This is a genomic window from Streptomyces sp. P3 (assembly GCF_003032475.1).
Lineage (GTDB): Bacteria > Actinomycetota > Actinomycetes > Streptomycetales > Streptomycetaceae > Streptomyces.
This window is the reverse complement of sequence record NZ_CP028369.1, coordinates 5,273,750-5,288,765: the sequence shown is the minus strand read 5'-3', so window position 1 is coordinate 5,288,765 and position 15,016 is coordinate 5,273,750. Positions and strand designations below refer to the sequence as shown.

Annotated in this window: 14 protein-coding genes; 3 read left to right on the top strand and 11 right to left on the bottom strand. The window is 72.3% G+C overall.

Annotated elements, in window-relative coordinates; translation table 11 throughout:
- Positions 1 to 4: 4 nt before the first annotated feature.
- The gene (locus C6376_RS23855) at positions 5 to 523 is read right to left on the bottom strand and encodes an Lrp/AsnC family transcriptional regulator (protein WP_107445299.1); all 519 of its coding nucleotides are present in this window, start codon (positions 521 to 523) and stop codon (positions 5 to 7) included.
- Positions 524 to 739: 216 nt separating this feature from the next.
- Positions 740 to 1,210, bottom strand: a complete 471-nt coding sequence (locus C6376_RS23850) for an Lrp/AsnC family transcriptional regulator (protein ID WP_173985713.1) — start codon at positions 1,208 to 1,210, stop codon at positions 740 to 742.
- A 125-nt stretch (positions 1,211 to 1,335) separates the two neighbouring features.
- Here C6376_RS23850 and C6376_RS23845 point away from each other — a divergent pair, with 125 nt between their 5' ends.
- The gene (locus C6376_RS23845; RefSeq protein ID WP_173985712.1) at positions 1,336 to 2,715 is read left to right on the top strand and encodes an aminotransferase class V-fold PLP-dependent enzyme; all 1,380 of its coding nucleotides are present in this window, start codon (positions 1,336 to 1,338) and stop codon (positions 2,713 to 2,715) included.
- A 561-nt stretch (positions 2,716 to 3,276) separates the two neighbouring features.
- Positions 3,277 to 3,492, top strand: a complete 216-nt coding sequence (locus C6376_RS23840) for a dodecin (RefSeq protein WP_107445296.1) — start codon at positions 3,277 to 3,279, stop codon at positions 3,490 to 3,492.
- Between the two features lie 7 nt (positions 3,493 to 3,499).
- On the opposite strand, the gene C6376_RS23835 is transcribed toward C6376_RS23840, so the two are convergent.
- The 7 genes from C6376_RS23835 to C6376_RS23805 all read right to left on the bottom strand — a co-directional run bounded on the left by C6376_RS23835 (position 3,500) and on the right by C6376_RS23805 (position 10,905).
- Positions 3,500 to 3,991 carry a hypothetical protein gene (locus tag C6376_RS23835; protein ID WP_107449141.1) on the bottom strand — a complete coding sequence of 164 codons (492 nt, stop codon included), beginning with the start codon at positions 3,989 to 3,991 and terminating at the stop codon, positions 3,500 to 3,502.
- Positions 3,992 to 4,230: 239 nt separating this feature from the next.
- Positions 4,231 to 5,319, bottom strand: coding sequence for an NAD-dependent epimerase/dehydratase family protein (locus C6376_RS23830; protein WP_254076022.1), 1,089 nt, complete (start codon positions 5,317 to 5,319; stop codon positions 4,231 to 4,233).
- Positions 5,320 to 5,357: 38 nt separating this feature from the next.
- Positions 5,358 to 6,317 (bottom strand): 1-acyl-sn-glycerol-3-phosphate acyltransferase, encoded by a 960-nt coding sequence (locus C6376_RS23825; RefSeq protein ID WP_107445295.1) that lies wholly within the window; start codon positions 6,315 to 6,317, stop codon positions 5,358 to 5,360.
- The gene (locus C6376_RS23820; RefSeq protein WP_107445294.1) at positions 6,314 to 7,096 is read right to left on the bottom strand and encodes a GNAT family N-acetyltransferase; all 783 of its coding nucleotides are present in this window, start codon (positions 7,094 to 7,096) and stop codon (positions 6,314 to 6,316) included. Before C6376_RS23820 ends, C6376_RS23825 begins: the two co-directional genes overlap by 4 nt.
- Positions 7,097 to 7,526: 430 nt before the next feature.
- Entirely contained in the window at positions 7,527 to 8,276 is a 750-nt protein-coding gene (locus C6376_RS23815; protein ID WP_107445293.1) for a succinate dehydrogenase/fumarate reductase iron-sulfur subunit, read from the bottom strand.
- Complete coding sequence (locus C6376_RS23810) at positions 8,273 to 10,231, bottom strand: fumarate reductase/succinate dehydrogenase flavoprotein subunit (RefSeq protein ID WP_107445292.1); 1,959 nt, start codon at positions 10,229 to 10,231, stop codon at positions 8,273 to 8,275. Before C6376_RS23810 ends, C6376_RS23815 begins: the two co-directional genes overlap by 4 nt.
- A gap of 2 nt (positions 10,232 to 10,233) precedes the next feature.
- The gene (locus tag C6376_RS23805) at positions 10,234 to 10,905 is read right to left on the bottom strand and encodes a succinate dehydrogenase (RefSeq protein ID WP_107445291.1); all 672 of its coding nucleotides are present in this window, start codon (positions 10,903 to 10,905) and stop codon (positions 10,234 to 10,236) included.
- Positions 10,906 to 11,036: 131 nt separating this feature from the next.
- Between C6376_RS23805 and C6376_RS23800 the strand changes: the two genes are divergently transcribed.
- Complete coding sequence (locus tag C6376_RS23800; RefSeq protein ID WP_107445290.1) at positions 11,037 to 11,918, top strand: LysR family transcriptional regulator; 882 nt, start codon at positions 11,037 to 11,039, stop codon at positions 11,916 to 11,918.
- Positions 11,919 to 12,041: 123 nt separating this feature from the next.
- Here the strand turns inward: C6376_RS23800 and C6376_RS23795 are convergent, their stop codons facing one another.
- Positions 12,042 to 14,177, bottom strand: a complete 2,136-nt coding sequence (locus tag C6376_RS23795; protein WP_107449139.1) for a bifunctional diguanylate cyclase/phosphodiesterase — start codon at positions 14,175 to 14,177, stop codon at positions 12,042 to 12,044.
- Entirely contained in the window at positions 14,174 to 14,986 is an 813-nt protein-coding gene (locus C6376_RS23790) for an SAM-dependent methyltransferase (protein ID WP_107445289.1), read from the bottom strand. The genes C6376_RS23795 and C6376_RS23790 overlap by 4 nt, the downstream gene beginning before the upstream one ends.
- Between the last annotated feature and the right edge of the window lie 30 nt (positions 14,987 to 15,016).

Here is a 15,016-nt window from a genome sequence, read left to right as displayed (position 1 = left end):
GTCCTCAGTCCGTCCAGGTGGCGCCGCGTCCCCGCACCTCGTCGAAGACGAGCCAGGTGCGGGTGGAGCGCACACCCGGCACCGCCTGGATGCTCTCCAGCACGACCTTGCGCAGGGCCAGGTTGTCCGGGGCGCGCACCAGCACCAGGACGTCGAAGTCGCCGGTGACGAGGGCGACATGCTCCACGTAGGGGATGCGGCGCAGTTCGCGGGAGATGTCACGCCAGGCGTTCTGCTCGATGCTCATCGTGACGTAGGCGCTCGTGCCCAGACCCGCTCGCTGGGCGTTGAGCTGCGCGGTGAAGCCCGTGATGACGTCCTCGGCCACGAGCCGGCCGATGCGGGTGTAGGCGTTGGCCCGGGAGATGTGCACCTGCTCGGCGAGTGAGCGGACCGAGATCCGGCCGTCCTGGAGGAGCCGACTGAGGATCTGCCGGTCGATGTCGTCGAGCGGGACGGCGTTGCGTCCGGCCGCTGCCGTCGGCGGCGAGTTTCCCTCGGACACCTTGTCCTCCCGAGCCATCGATTCCGGCAGTTCATCACCGGTTCGGTGCGGCTGCTGAACACATATTCAGGGATCGCCGCGCCGCTCCTGTCAAGTGTCCAGAGAAGGCCGGCGCCCTACCTGTGCGGAACCTGCACCGCCCGCGGGCGGTGCACTCACCCGCCTCCGGGACGGCGTTCCGCGCGCCGGAAGAGTGCCCGGGCGGCTCCGGCGGGGTCAGGGGGCCGGCGGGGGTCAGGGGCCGGTGTGGCGTCGCAGGAGCGGGCGCACGCTGAGGGGCTGCAGTTCCATCAGCACGATGGTGGTGTTGGAGCGGACGACGCCGGGGACTTCGAGGAGGTGGTTGGTGATGCGGTGGAGGTCCGTCGTGTCACGGGCGACGACCCGGGCGAGGAGGTCCGCGTCGCCGGTGGTGACGAGGAGTTCGACGACTTCGGGGATGCGCAGGATGCCCTCGCGGGTGGGCTCTCCCACTCTCTGGCTGATGGACAGGGTGATCAGGGCCAGCAGGGGGTAGCCCAGGGCGGCCGGGTCGACGCGGCGGCTGGGTTCTTTGAGGTGGCCGCTTTCCTCGAGCCTCTTCAGCCGGCTCTGGACCGTGTTGCGGGCGAGGCCGAGCCGGTCGGCCAGGGCGACGATGGTCGCCTGCGGGTCTGCGTCGAGCGCGAGGAGGATGCGGGCGTCGACGGCGTCCACGTTTCGCATGATGCCCAGTATGCCACGCCGCTCAGACTCGGCATTGAGCATTATGCTCAAGATATTGGACGCATATTGCGCATACTGACGCCCGTTCCTAGGTTTCCGCCATGCAGAAAGCACCATGCGATGGCATGTCAGTGAAAAGCGTCTTCCCTGCCGAGGGGCCTGTGTGGGGCGACGAGGACGAGGTGGTCTCGGTTGCCGTGCGGTACGCACGGCAACTCCTGAGGCAGGACCCGGACCCGGTGACGGGCGCCCGTCCCGCGACCGAACTGACCGAAGCCGTCGGCAGCACCGTGACCGCCCCCGGTATCGGCGCCGCCGCCGCGCTCGGCCTGTTCGACCGCGTACTGGCGCCCGCCACCCGCGCCCAGAACGGGCCGATGAATCTCGCCTACATTCCCGCGGCCCCCACCCGGACCGCGCTCGCCTTCGAGGCCGTCACCGGTGCGGCGAACATCTTCGCGGGAACCTGGGAGGCCGGGGCCGGGGCCATCCACGCCGAGAACGAGGCGCTCGGGTGGCTCACCCGGCTGCTCGGCTGGCCCGCCACCGCGGCAGGCTGCTTCGTCAGCGGCGGCACCATGGGCAACCTCTCCGCCCTCGTCGCGGCCCGAGCCGCCGCCGCGGAACGGCCCCGCCCGGCCGGAGGCTGGAAGATCGTGTGCGCCGACAGCGCGCACTCCTCGATCCGGTCCGCGGCACGCGCCATGGACGTGAAGGTGGTCACCGCACCCGTGGACCGGCACGGACACCTCACCGGAGCCGCCGTGAACGCCGCCCTCGACGCCACCGACGGGGTGTTCGCCGTCGCGGCGACTGCGGGGACCACGAACGCCGGCCTGGTCGACGAACTCGACACCATCGCCGACGCCTGTGAACGCCACGGCGTGTGGCTGCACGTCGACGGCGCCTACGGCGGAGCCGGCCTGGCCGCCGCCAGCGTGCGCCACCGCTACACCGGCATAGAACGCGCCGACAGCTTCATCGTCGATCCCCACAAGTGGCTGTTCGCACCGTACGACTGCTGCGCGCTGCTCTACCGCGACCCCGCACCGGCGCGGGCCGCGCACAGTCAGTCGGCGCACTACCTCGACGCCATCGACCGCGATGTCCACAATCCGTCGGACCTGGCGCTCCACCTCAGCCGCCGCGCCCGCGGCCTGCCGTTCTGGTTCAGTCTGGCCGTCCACGGCACCGACCGTTACGCGACGGCCGTGGAGCGGACCCTGACCACCAGTCGGCAGGTCGCCGACGCCATCCGGGCCAGTGACCACCTGCGCCTGGTGGCCGAACCCGAGTTGTCCGTCGTCCTCTTCGAACGACCGGGATGGAGCGCGCGGGACTACGCGGCGTGGTCCGCGCAGGCCGCCCGGACGGGCGCCACGCTGTGCGTGCCGACCCGGTGGAACGACAGAACGGTCCTCCGCATGGCCTTCGTGAACCCCGACACCCGTGCGGACGCGGTGATCGAGGTCCTCCACACGCTCCGCCGGCTCGTCCGGCCGTGACATCAGCCGGGCGCGGACGTCGCAACGGAGCACGAGGCGCCCACCGGAGCCGAGGTCGCCCGGCACCGCGGCGCGCGACGTACCGCGGGACCCGGGTGTCGCCCACCTCGACGAGTCCGGCCCGTCACCGTCGTCGTACTCGGACTCGGACTCCACAGCGACCTCCGACTCGAAGTCCGGGGTGAACCGGTCCAGGAACTCCTGCGAGACGCCGCCCCTCATCAGCCGCACCGTGACCCTGCTCCGGTCGGGTCCCCCGTCCCGGGCAGCACCCCACAGGCGGTCAGACGGGCGGCGGACACGCAGCGGAGGGCGAGGAGGCGACGTCGCGCGGGGACCCTGTTCCGTCCGGCGGACAGGGCGGGGTCCCGGCACGGGGGGACGAGCGCGGCGCCCGGACACTCACCCCGGATTTTGGTATGCACCAATACGAGGGCCGGGGGGCGCACCCGGAACACGTCCGTCCGCCCCGACGCCTCGCGCTCCGCCGCGGCTTGGGGCACGGTGGAGTGACGCGTGACACACGTGACGACGCCGTCACGGTCGAGAGGAGCATCCCCGATGTCGAACCACACCTACCGGGTCACGGAGATCGTCGGCACGTCGCCGGACGGCGTCGACCAGGCCGTCCGCAACGGGCTCGCCCGCGCCTCGCAGACGCTGCGCAACCTGGACTGGTTCGAGGTGACCCAGGTGCGCGGCCAGATCGAGGACGGCGACATCGCCCACTGGCAGGTGGGCCTGAAGGTCGGCTTCCGCCTGGACGAGTCGGACTGAGCAGCGCTCAGGTACGGCCTTCACCCTCCTGCGCCTGTTCCAGCTCGCCCGAAGGGGCGGCCCAGCGCGCACGCACGACGGTGAATCCGGCCCGCTCGGCGTCGACACAGACCAGCTCGTCGTCGTCCACCAGGACGCGCACGGTCCGGTCGCGGGCGAGCCCGCGCAGGATCTCCAGCTTGGTCAGCCGGGCGGGCCGGCGGTCGCCGTTGCGCCGCATGTGCACGCGCCCCTCCGGCAGCCCCTGCTCGGCGAGCCACTCCAGCGTGTCGCGTCGGCAGCGCTCGGGCCGGCCGGTGAGGTAGACGACCTCGCACTCCTCGGCGCTGGACAGCACCAGCGCGATGCCTTCCGGGATGGGCGGGTCGTCCGGCGCGGCCGCGAAGAACGCTTCCCAGTCGCGCGGCCTGCGCTCCAGGAACCGCTGCCGGTGGGCCGTGTCGGCGAGGGTGTTGTCCAGGTCGAACACCGCGAGGGGCCGCCTGCTGCTCTCGTTCACGACGCCCACCCTAGGGCGTGTTCAGGTCGGTATGGCTGTGGGGATGCCGCGGTTGCAGGTGGGGCAGGCGCCGTCACCGGAGGCCTTCGACGTCCCCGCCGCCCGGCAGCACGGGACACGCGAGCCGAGGACTGGCGGAAGCGGGGGTGCGCACCATGGTCGTCGTCGAGCACGACATGGCGGTGGCGGTGAGGGGAAAGGACCGGGTGATCGGCCTCGTCCCGGGCGGCGACGGCGCCCTATCCGGCCCGCGGGCTCACCGCCGGACGCCGCTGACCGCGCTGCTCCCGCCAGGCCCGGTAGTGATCCCTCACGGTCTCCTCGACCGGGCGGTAGACGAGTCCCAGTTCCTCGGTGCTTCTGCGGTTGTCGACGCGGAAGCGGATCCCGAGGTGGCTGCGGATGTAGGCCTGGGAAAGGCCGAAGGCGGGACCGAGGACGCGGACCGGCCAGTGCGGAAGGGCCGTCCGGGGCAGGCGCAGGTTCCTCGGGTGGTGCTCCAGGAGGATCTTCGCCATGCGGTGGAAGGAGGTCATCTCCTCGGCGGCGAGGATGTACCGGCCGTGGGCGCCCGGCTGTTCGGCGGCCGCGATGTGGGCCGCCGCCACGTCCCGCACGTCGACCGTGGTGAAGCTGAAGTCCGGGGCGCCGTAGAAGAAGTAGCCCTTCAACAGTTCGTCCAGCAGGAACAGGCTGCCCGAGTCGGAGGCCGGGGTGAGCGAAGGGCCCAGGATCAGGCCGGGGTTGAGGGAGACCATCCGCCAACGGCGCTGCGCGGCCTCGGCCTCCCAGGCCGCCTGCTCGGCGACCGTCTTGGCGTAGTGGTAGGGGTTGTTCTCCACCGTGCTGGTGGTGTTGACGTACTTCTCCGACAGCGTCCCGCCGGCCATCTCCCGTACGTCGGCGTAGTCGCCGAAGATCGCGCCCACGGTCGAGGTGAGGACGAGCCGGCGGACCGTCGGCGTGCGCTCGATCGACGCCACGACGTTGCGGGTGCCCTGCAGGGCGGGCTCCACGACGTCCCGCCGACCGTCCCTGATCTTCTCCGGCATCAGGAACGGCGAGGCGACGTGGAAGACCACCGTGCAGGCCCGCATCGCCTCGTCGAAGGAGCCCTCGGTCAGCAGATCGGCCTCGAAGAGGTCGAGGCGGCCGGGAAAGGCGTCCTGGAGCGCGTGCAGCGGGCCGCACTTGGCCGTGTTCGCCGTGGAGCGCACGGTGGTGTGCACGCGGTAGCCGCGGGCGAGGAGCTGCTGGACGAGATGGGCGGCCACGAAGCCGCTGCCGCCCGTCACGAGCACCGGTGTGCCGGCCGGATCTGTGCTCACGCGCGCTCCCCTCGGAGGTCGGACGCGCCATGATCCCATCAACTCGACGCGGCCGTCCCCGCGTTGCCGGGAATCGCCGGGGTGGCCGGCTGCCACCCCGCGGCGGCCCGCCGCCGGCCCTCTCCCCGCCGGCCCTCTCCCCGCCGGACGCCGCCGACCGACTGCCGCGGGCCGCGCGGGGCATGCCGGACGACGGCAGGGCCGGGCGAGGGCCGGGCAGGCGGCGCGTCCAGCACCCCGGTCCCGGCGGCCTCGGCCAGTGCCCTGCGGTCCCGGTGGCCGTCCGCCGCGAGGACGGGCAGCACCTCGACCTCCGCCACCAGGCCCCGGGTGGACACCACCCGCCACAGCGACACGAACAGTGTGTCGTCGCCGACGAAGGCGGCGGCCGTGCTGAGCGCCCCGGCCACGTCGCGGTAGCCGATGCGCACCGGCTGGACCCGGGCCCCGGCGTCCAGCGCGGCCTGGAACACCGCCCGCCGGAAGTGCCCCTGCGCGCGGCCGCACCAGGTGCTCCCCTCCGGGAACACGGCGACCGCGCGGCCGGAACGCAGCACCTGCGCGATCCGTTCCACCGTGGCGGGCAGGGCGCGCAGCCGGTCGCGGTCGATGAACAGCACGCCCCCGCGCGCCGCCAGCGCGCCCGCCACCGGCCACCGCCGGATCTCGGCCTTGGCGAGCATCCGCGCCGGGCGGACGCCGGCCAGCAGCGGGACGTCCAGCCAGGAGATGTGGTTGGCGACGAGGAGCAGTCCCCCGGCGGCCGGCGCGCTCGCGCCGGTCACCCGGACCCGCACCCCGGTCGCCCGGACGACGGTCCTGCTCCACCGTCGCACCACGCCGGCCAGCCCGCCGAGCGGCGACAGCGCCACCCCCGCCAGCACCAGCACCACGACCGCCGTGAGCCGCAACACGGCCCTCGGGACACCCGTGCGGGACGCCGTCGCCCGCACGCACGCCCGCGGAGTGCAGGGCGCCGCGGGCAGCCAGACGCTCACGCGGCGGGCACGAGCGAGAGGAAGTGCCGCAGGTAGCGCGGGTCGATGCGGCTCATCGGCAGCAGCACGTACAGGTCGGCGACGCCGAAGTCGGGGTCGTGGGCGGGCTCCCCGCAGACCCAGGCGCCGAGACGGAGGTAGCCGCGCAGCAGGGCGGGCAGCTCGGTGCGGCCGGCCGCGGCGGCCGGGCCGGACGCCGACGGCGTCCACGGCCGGAGCGGCCGCACCCGGAACTCCTCGGGCGCCAGGTGCTTCGCGCGCACCCGCTCCCAGGCCCCGGCCGCCAGCGCGCCGCCGTCGGCCAGCGGGATGGAGCAGCAGCCGGCCAGCCATGCGTGACCGCGGTCGGCCATGTAGCGGGCGATGCCGGCCCAGATGAGGCCGATGACGGCGCCGTCGCGGTGGTCGGGGTGCACGCAGGAGCGGCCGACCTCGACCAGGCCGGGCCGGATCGCGTCCAACGCGCCGAGGTCGAACTCGCCGTCCGCGTAGAGGCGCCCGGCGGCCGAGGCGCGCTCCGGCGGCAGCAGCCGGTAGGTTCCGACGACCTGGCCGGTGTGCGTCTCGCGCACCAGCAGGTGGTCGCAGCGGGCGTCGAACGGGTCGATGTCGAGGCCCGGCTGCGGGGACGCCAGCGAGGCGCCCAGCTCGCCGGCGAACACGTCGTGCCGCAGCCGCTGTGCGGCCCGTACGTCGTCCTCGTCGCGGGCCAGGGTGACGGTGTAGCGGGCGGGTGCCGTGGACTGCTGGGGACGGTCGAGCGTGGAAACGCCGGTCATGGCTCTCTCCTGTCGCGGGCCGGGTGGGCGCAGCGGCTGCGGCCCCCTGGCGTGGGTGCCGCCGCCCCTGTTCTTCCGCTCCCGGCCGACCTCGGCGTGACCGGCGCGAGGAGAGCTGATGTGCGCTTGCTGAACGGCTCGGGCCGGGGCCGGGGACCGGCCCGACAGGCTCAGGCACGGGCTCCGACGGGAAGGCGGGCCGCCCGAGCAGGTGGTCCGGAGCCGGCCCGAGAGGGCCGGCCGAGGGGTGGATCGGAGGGCGCCGGTCTGTCCGCCGCCCGCCCGGCCGCTCACCTCACGGTCACCTCACCGCTCACCTGGCCGGTCAGGACCGCACCCCGCCCGTGCCGCAGACGCGAGACGGGGCCGGAGAGCACCACTCCCGGCCCCGCCCGTCCGCACGTCCGGCGAACGCTCTGTCGGCCCGGCGCTACCGCTTGGCCACCTTCCGGGTCGCCCGCAGCCACTCCTTGTTCATGGCGGTGATGGACGTCAGCGGGATGCCCTTGGGGCAGGCCGTCGCGCACTCCCCGGCGAGGGTGCAGCCGCCGAACCCCTCCTCGTCCATCTGCGCCACCATGTCCAGCACCCGGGTCTCCCGCTCGGGCGCGCCCTGGGGCAGCACGTTGAGGTGGTTGACCTTGGCGGAGGTGAACAGCATCGCGGCCCCGTTGGGGCAGGCGGCCACGCACGCCCCGCAGCCGATGCACTCCGCGTGCTCGAAGGCGAGGTCGGCGTCCGGCTTGGGCACCGGTGTGGCATGGGCCTCGGGCGCGGCGCCGGTGGGTGCGGTGACGTACCCGCCGGCCTGGATGATCCGGTCGAAGGCGCTGCGGTCGACCACCAGGTCCTTGACGACGGGGAAGGCGGCGGCCCGCCACGGCTCGACGTCGATGGTGTCGCCGTCCCGGAAGGACCGCATGTGCAGCTGGCAGGACGTGGTGCGCTCCGGGCCGTGCGCGTCGCCGTTGATGACGAGCGAGCAGGCGCCGCAGATGCCCTCGCGGCAGTCGTGGTCGAAGGCGACGGGGTCGTCGCCGCGCAGGATGAGCTCCTCGTTGAGGGTGTCGAGCATCTCCAGGAAGGACATGTCGGGCGAGATGCCGTCCACCTCGTACGTGGACATGGCACCGTCGGCGTCGGTGTTGCGCTGCCGCCAGACGCGCAGGGTGAGCCTCATGCGTAGCTCCGCTGGGTGGGGTGGACGTATTCGAAGACCAGGTCTTCCCTGTGCAGCACGGGGGCCTCGCCCGGCCCGGTGAACTCCCAGGCCGCGGCGTAGGCGAACTCGTCGTCGCGGCGGGCGGCTTCGCCGTCCGGCGTCTGGGACTCCTCGCGGAAGTGGCCGCCGCAGGACTCGGCGCGGTGCAGCGCGTCGAGACACATCAGCTCGGCGAGTTCGAGGTGGTCGACGATCCGGTTGGCCTTCTCCAGTGACTGGTTGAACTCCTCGCCCACGCCGGGGACCTTGACGCGCCGCCAGAACTCCTCGCGGATCTGCGGGATGCGCTCCAGGGCCTTGCGCAGTCCGGCGTCGGTGCGGGCCATACCGCAGAACTCCCACATCAGCTCGCCGAGTTCCCGGTGGAAGGAGTCGGGTGTGCGGTCGCCGTCGACGGACAGGAGCAGGTGGAGCCGGTCCTGGGTCTCGGCCAGTACCTCCTGGACGGCGGGGTGTTCGCCGCTCACCTCGCTCTGGCGCGGGTTGCGGGCGAGGTAGTCGTTGACGGTCGCCGGGAGGACGAAGTAGCCGTCGGCGAGGCCCTGCATGAGGGCGCTCGCGCCGAGGCGGTTCGCGCCGTGGTCGGAGAAGTTGGCCTCGCCGATCGCGAACAGGCCGGGGACGGTGGTCTGCAGGTCGTAGTCGACCCACAGTCCGCCCATGGTGTAGTGCACGGCGGGGTAGATCCGCATGGGGACCTCGTAGGGATCCTCGTCGGTGATCCGCCGGTACATGTCGAAGAGGTTGCCGTACTTCGCCTCGACGGCCTTGCGGCCCATGCGCGCGATGGCGTCGGCGAAGTCGAGGTACACGCCCTGTCCGCCGGGGCCGACGCCCTTGCCCTCGTCACAGACGTTCTTGGCGGCACGGGAGGCGATGTCCCGCGGGACCAGGTTGCCGAAGGAGGGGTAGATGCGCTCCAGGTAGTAGTCGCGTTCCTCCTCGGGGATCCGGTTCGGCGGACGGTCGTCGCCCTCGGCCTTCGGCACCCAGATCCGGCCGTCGTTGCGCAGCGACTCGCTCATCAGCGTCAGCTTCGACTGGTGGTCGCCGGTGCGCGGGATGCAGGTCGGGTGGATCTGCGTGAAACAGGGGTTGGCGAAGTGGGCGCCACGCCGGTGCGCCCGCCAGATCGCGGTGGCGTTGGAGTTCATGGCGTTGGTCGACAGGTAGAAGACGTTTCCGTAACCGCCGCTGGCGAGGACGACGGCGTCCGCGAAGTAGGTGTCGATCTTCCCGGTGATCAGGTCCCGGGCCACGATGCCCCGGGCCCGGCCGTCGACGACGATCAGGTCGAGCATCTCGGTCCGCGGGTGCATCTCGACGTTGCCGGCGGCGATCTGCCGGCTGAGGGCCTGGTAGGCGCCGAGGAGCAGTTGCTGACCCGTCTGGCCGCGGGCGTAGAAGGTCCGCGAGACCTGCACTCCGCCGAACGAGCGGGTGTCGAGCAGGCCGCCGTACTCGCGGGCGAAGGGCACGCCCTGCGCCACGCACTGGTCGATGATCTCGACGGAGATCTGCGCGAGCCGGTGCACGTTGGACTCCCGGGCCCGGAAGTCGCCGCCCTTGACGGTGTCGTAGAAGAGCCGGTGCACCGAGTCACCGTCGTTGCGGTAGTTCTTCGCCGCGTTGATGCCGCCCTGAGCGGCGATGGAGTGGGCGCGGCGCGGGGAGTCCTGGTAGCAGAACTGGACGACGTGGTAGCCCTGTTCGGCGAGGGTGGCGCCGGCGGAGCCGCCGGCGAGGCCGGTGCCGACGACGATCACCGTGTGCTTGCGCCGGTTGGCGGGGTTGACCAGCCCGGCCTCGAAGCGGCGCTTGTCCCACCGTTCGGCGACGGGGCCGGACGGGGCCTTGGCGTCGACGACCGGCTCACCGGTCGTGTAGTGCGCGTAGGAGGAGAAGGGACTCATGTTCAGCTCACCACTCCGGTCATGACGCCCACGGGCACCGCCAGGAAACCGGCCGTGAGCAGCAGTGCGAGGACGTCGGCGAAGATCTTGAGGGCGCGGTCGCGGGTGCGGCTGCCGACGCCGAGGGTCTGGGCCGCGCTCCAGAAGCCGTGCCGCACGTGCAGGCCGACGGCGAGCATCGCGACGATGTAGACGACGTTGCCGTACCAGGTGGAGAAGGTGTCCACGACGTTCTGGTACGGGTGGCCCTCCTGGAAGCCGCCGCTGTGCACGGTGCCGGTGGTCAGGTCGAGGACGTGCCACACGATGAACAGGGCGAGGATGACGCCGCCCCAGCGCATGGTGCGGGTGGCGTAGCTCGCCCGCGGCTTCCTGTGCACGTACCTGGTGGGCCGCGCCCTGAGGTCTCGGCGGCTGAGCTGGTACGCGGAGACGGCGTGGGCGACCACCGCGACGACCAGCGCGACGCGTACGAGCCAGAGCGTCCACTCGTAGTGCATGAACGGTTCGCCGACCGTGCGCAGCCAGTGGGCGTAGTGGTTGAACTCCGCCGGGCCGAAGAAGATCTTGAGGTTGCCGATGACGTGGGCGACCAGGTACAGCAGCATGATCATGCCGCTGACGGCCATCACCGTCTTCTTGCCGACGGAGGAGTCCCACACGGTGCGCGCCATGGACGACCTTCGGTCCGTCCGCGTTGCCAGAGCCATGTCTGCAGACGCTAAAGCCGGGGCCGCCGATCGGTCCAAGACATGGTCTGCCTGGAATCCATAGGATCCGCCTATGGCGGGCTTACGCTGGCGGCATGCAGTTCCAGCAGCTCCAGTACTTCGTGGCGGTCGCCGAGACCCGGCACTTCACCCGGGCCGCCGACCTCGTGCACGTGGCGCAGCCGTCCCTGTCGCAGCAGATCAAGGCGCTGGAGCGGGAGTTGGGGGCGGATCTCTTCCTGCGGGCGCGGGGGAACATCACGCTCACCGACGCCGGCGAGGCGCTGCTGCCGCTGGCCCGCCGGATCCTCGCGGACACCGAGACCGCCCGGTACGAGGTGCAGGAGCTGGTGCAGCTGCGCGGCGGCCGGGTGCGGCTGGGAGCGACGCCCAGTGTCTGCACGGGTCTGCTGCCGGACGTGCTGCGGGCCTTCCACGACCGCTATCCGGGTGTCCGGCTGATGATCGAGGAGGGCGGTTCGCACGACCTCGTCCGGTTGCTGGCGCGCGGAGCCCTGGACCTCGCCCTGGTCGTCCTGCCCCTGCCCAGCCCGTCCCCGGCGCTGACCACGGTGGAGCTGCTGCGCGAGGACCTGGTGGTGGTGTCCTCGCCGGAGGCTCCCCGGCCGGGGCGGGGACGCACCGTGCGGATCGCCGACCTGGAGGGCGAACGCCTGGTGGTGTTCCGGCACGGCTACGACCTGAGGGAACTCACCGTGGCCGCCTGTCGTGCGGAGGGTTTCGAACCGGACTTCGCGGTCGAGGGCGGCGAGATGGACGCGGTGCTCGGCTTCGTGCGGGCCGGTCTCGGGGTGGCCGTCGTGCCCCGTATGGTGGCCGCCCGCTCCGGCCGGGGCCTGCGGGTCACCCCGCTCGCCCGGCCCGGCCTGCACCGCACGATCGCCCTGGCCCACCGCAGCGACGTGGCGCCGCCCCGCGCGGCGCGCGAGCTGCAGCGCATGCTGCTGGAGCGGTGAGCCGTCTCGCGCGCGGCACCGCCGGCCGGCCCGCCCCCCACGGGCTCCGGTCCGTGCCGTTACCGCCCCGCTCCCCCTGACCGGACGCACCGCTGCCCGGCCCGGAGCGGTCGCGCCCCGAGGTCAGCCCGTCGCGTCCACCAGGGCCAGGTCGTGGAGGCGGTCAGGGGGGCCGGGGCGGGCGTAGTACCAGCCCTGGGCCGTGTCGCAGCCGAGAATCCGCAGTTGCTCGGCCTGGGCGCCGGTCTCCACGCCCTCCACGGTGACCGCGAGGTCCAGACTGTGCGCGAGCGAGACGATCCCCTCGACGATCTTGAGGTCGACGGGGTCCGCCGGGAACTGCTGCATGCCCTGGGTGAAGGAGCGGTCCAGCTTGAGCACGCTCACCGGGAGCCGACGCAGGTTGGCGAGGTTGGAGTACCCCGTGCCGAAGTCGTCGAGCGCGATGTCCACGCCCATCTCGGCGAGCCTGCGCAGCGGTTTCAGCAGGGCGTCGTCGGCGCCGATCAACGCCGACTCCGTCACCTCCAGGCACAGCGCCGCCGGGTCGACGCCGGCGCGCTCCAGGATGTCGACGGTGTCCTGCACCAGGCCGGGGTGGGTGAGCTGGCACGGGGAGAGGTTGACGTTGATACGCAGCGGGCCGGTGTCCTCGTTGCGTTCACGCCACTCGCCGGCCTGTCGCACCGACTCCTCCAGCACCCAGCGGCCCAGCGGCACGATCAGCCCGGTGTGCTCGGCGAGCGGGATGAACCGGTCGGGTCCGAGCACCCCGTGCTGCGGATGCAGCCAGCGCACCAGCGCCTCCGCGCCCCGCACGCTGCCGTCGCCGAGGTGGACCAGCGGCTGGTACTCGATGAAGAACTCACCGCGTTCGAGGGCCGCCGGGAGCGCCGTGGTCAGACCGTGCCGGGTGATGGCGCGGGCGTCGGCCTCCGGATCGGCGACCTCGAAGCGGTTGCCGCCCGCCGACTTGGCCCGGTACATGGTGATGTCGGCGCTGCGCAGCACCTCCGCCGCACTGCGCTCCCCGGCCGGCCCTTCGACGATGCCGATGCTGCCGCGCACGGTCAGTTCACGGCCGTCGATGCTCACGGGCGCGATCAGCGCGTTCATGATGCGCGCGGCGAGCTCGTCGACCTCGTGGCGGGTGTCGGGGCCGGTGGTCAGCGCCACGAACTCGTCGCCGCCGAGGCGGGCGACCATCTCGCCGGGCGCGGTCGCGCAGGACTGCAGCCGGTCGGCGACCTCCACCAGCAGCCGGTCGCCGGCGGCGTGTCCGAGGCTGTCGTTGATGGTCTTGAAGCCGTCCAGGTCCAGATAGCACAGACCGAACCGGCGGCCCTCGCCGGCCGCCAGCACCTTCTCCAGCCGTTCGAAGAACAGGGTGCGGTTGGGCAGTCCGGTGAGCGCGTCGTGGGTGGCCTCGTAGCGCAGCCGCAGATTGAGCAGCCTGCGCTCGGTGGTGTCCTCCATCAGTGCCAGCTGGTACTGCGGGGCCCCGTCCGCGTCCCGCAGCAGTGACACCGTCAGATTGGTCCACAGGGCCGTTCCGTCGGGGCGGCTGAACGCCTTCTCCGTGTGGTAGTGCTCCCGTTCGCCGCGGACGAGCTCGTCGTAGAGCCGCCAGGTCTGCGGCGCGTCCTCGGGGTGGGTGAAGTCCTGGACCTTGCGGCCCAGAAGCGACTGCTGCGAACCGCCGAACATGCGCAGCAACGCCCCGTTGACCTGGAGGACGTTGCCCTCGAGGTCGGCGATGCTGATCCCTATCGCGGCGCCTTCGAAGACCGCGCGGAAGCGGGCCTCGCTGGCGTGCAGCGCCTGCGCGACGACCCCCTGGGCACGCAACGCGGCCTGGGCGATGGCCTCCTGTTCGGCGAGAGTGCGCTCGCGCAGCGCCGTCGCGTAGCCACCGGCCATGGCGTGCTGCAGCCGCGAGGCGCGGGTGCGCAGGTCCTCCTGGGGGCCGTCCTGGCCGCAGTAGAGCACCAGATAGGCGTCGACGCAGTCGAGCGTGCGGCTGAGCGCCTCGGGGTCGGTGCAGTGCGCGTCGACCAGGGCGGCGCCGACCGCCTTGGCGGCGTCGGCGTCGAGGGTCCGCTCCAGCAGCGCCTCGCGCAACCGCCGTGCCAGCGGCAGGAGTTCCTCTTCGAGTTCGGGGCGGGTCAGCGACGTCGAGGTCACCGGGTACACGGCCCGGCTCCAGATCGTCACGAACCGCCGCAGTCTGTCCTCCGGCCCGTCCGGCTCCGCACTCACGCCGTACGCCCCACGCCGGCGAAACCGGAGAAGGCCCACGGGTCCTCGTCCTCCGGCGCCGTGTCCGGCCGCCAGTGCGGCATCGGCACCAGTCCCGGCTCCACCATGTCGTACCCCTCGAAGAACCGCCCGACCTCGTCACGCGAGCGCATGACCAGCGGATTGCGAATGTCCTTGTACACGCCGACGGCGCCCTCGGCCCGCTGCGACAGCTGCGGAATTCCCTCGTAAGAAGCATGCGTGAGCACCAGCAGACTGCCGGGCGCGAGTGCGGCGCCGAGTTCGGCCACCGCCGCGTACGGGTCGTCGGCGTCCTCGACGAAGTGGAGCACCGCGACCAGCAACAGGGCCACCGGCCGCTCCAGGTCGAGCAGTTGCTCCACCTGTGGGCTGGCGAGGATCTCCTGCGGCTTGCGCAGGTCGGCGGCCACGACGTCGACGCCGTCACAGCCGGCCAGCACCGCCTCGCTGTGCGCCACGGCCACCGGGTCGTGGTCGACGTAGACCACGCGCGCGCCGGGGCTCGCCGCCCGGGCGATCTCGTGCGCGTTGCCGAACGTGGGGATCCCGGAGCCGATGTCGAGGAACTGCGTGACACCCTCGGCGACCGCGTACCGCACGGCACGGCGCATGAACGCCCGGTTCGCCTGACTGATCTTCGGCAGTCCCGGAATGAACTCCATGGCCCTGCGGGCCGCTTCCCGGTCCACCTCGAAGTTGTGCGATCCGCCCAGGTAGTAGTCGTAGATCCGCGAGACGCTCGGCACCGAGATGTCGATGCTCCGAGGGGCCCAGGCGGGACGCTCCATCTATCTCTCCAAGGCGTAGGCGATCCGGTG

Bases quoted from the DNA above. Each gene is read 5' to 3' on its own strand.
- C6376_RS23855 (WP_107445299.1), bottom strand. From the start codon at position 523: ATGGCTCGGGAGGACAAGGTGTCCGAGGGAAACTCGCCGCCGACGGCA.
- C6376_RS23850 (WP_173985713.1), bottom strand. From the start codon at position 1,210: ATGCGAAACGTGGACGCCGTCGACGCCCGCATCCTCCTCGCGCTCGAC.
- C6376_RS23845 (WP_173985712.1), top strand. From the start codon at position 1,336: ATGTCAGTGAAAAGCGTCTTCCCTGCCGAGGGGCCTGTGTGGGGCGAC.
- C6376_RS23840 (WP_107445296.1), top strand. From the start codon at position 3,277: ATGTCGAACCACACCTACCGGGTCACGGAGATCGTCGGCACGTCGCCG.
- C6376_RS23820 (WP_107445294.1), bottom strand. From the start codon at position 7,096: ATGACCGGCGTTTCCACGCTCGACCGTCCCCAGCAGTCCACGGCACCC.
- C6376_RS23815 (WP_107445293.1), bottom strand. From the start codon at position 8,276: ATGAGGCTCACCCTGCGCGTCTGGCGGCAGCGCAACACCGACGCCGAC.
- C6376_RS23810 (WP_107445292.1), bottom strand. From the start codon at position 10,231: ATGAGTCCCTTCTCCTCCTACGCGCACTACACGACCGGTGAGCCGGTC.
- C6376_RS23805 (WP_107445291.1), bottom strand. From the start codon at position 10,905: ATGGCGCGCACCGTGTGGGACTCCTCCGTCGGCAAGAAGACGGTGATG.
- C6376_RS23800 (WP_107445290.1), top strand. From the start codon at position 11,037: ATGCAGTTCCAGCAGCTCCAGTACTTCGTGGCGGTCGCCGAGACCCGG.
- C6376_RS23790 (WP_107445289.1), bottom strand. From the start codon at position 14,986: ATGGAGCGTCCCGCCTGGGCCCCTCGGAGCATCGACATCTCGGTGCCG.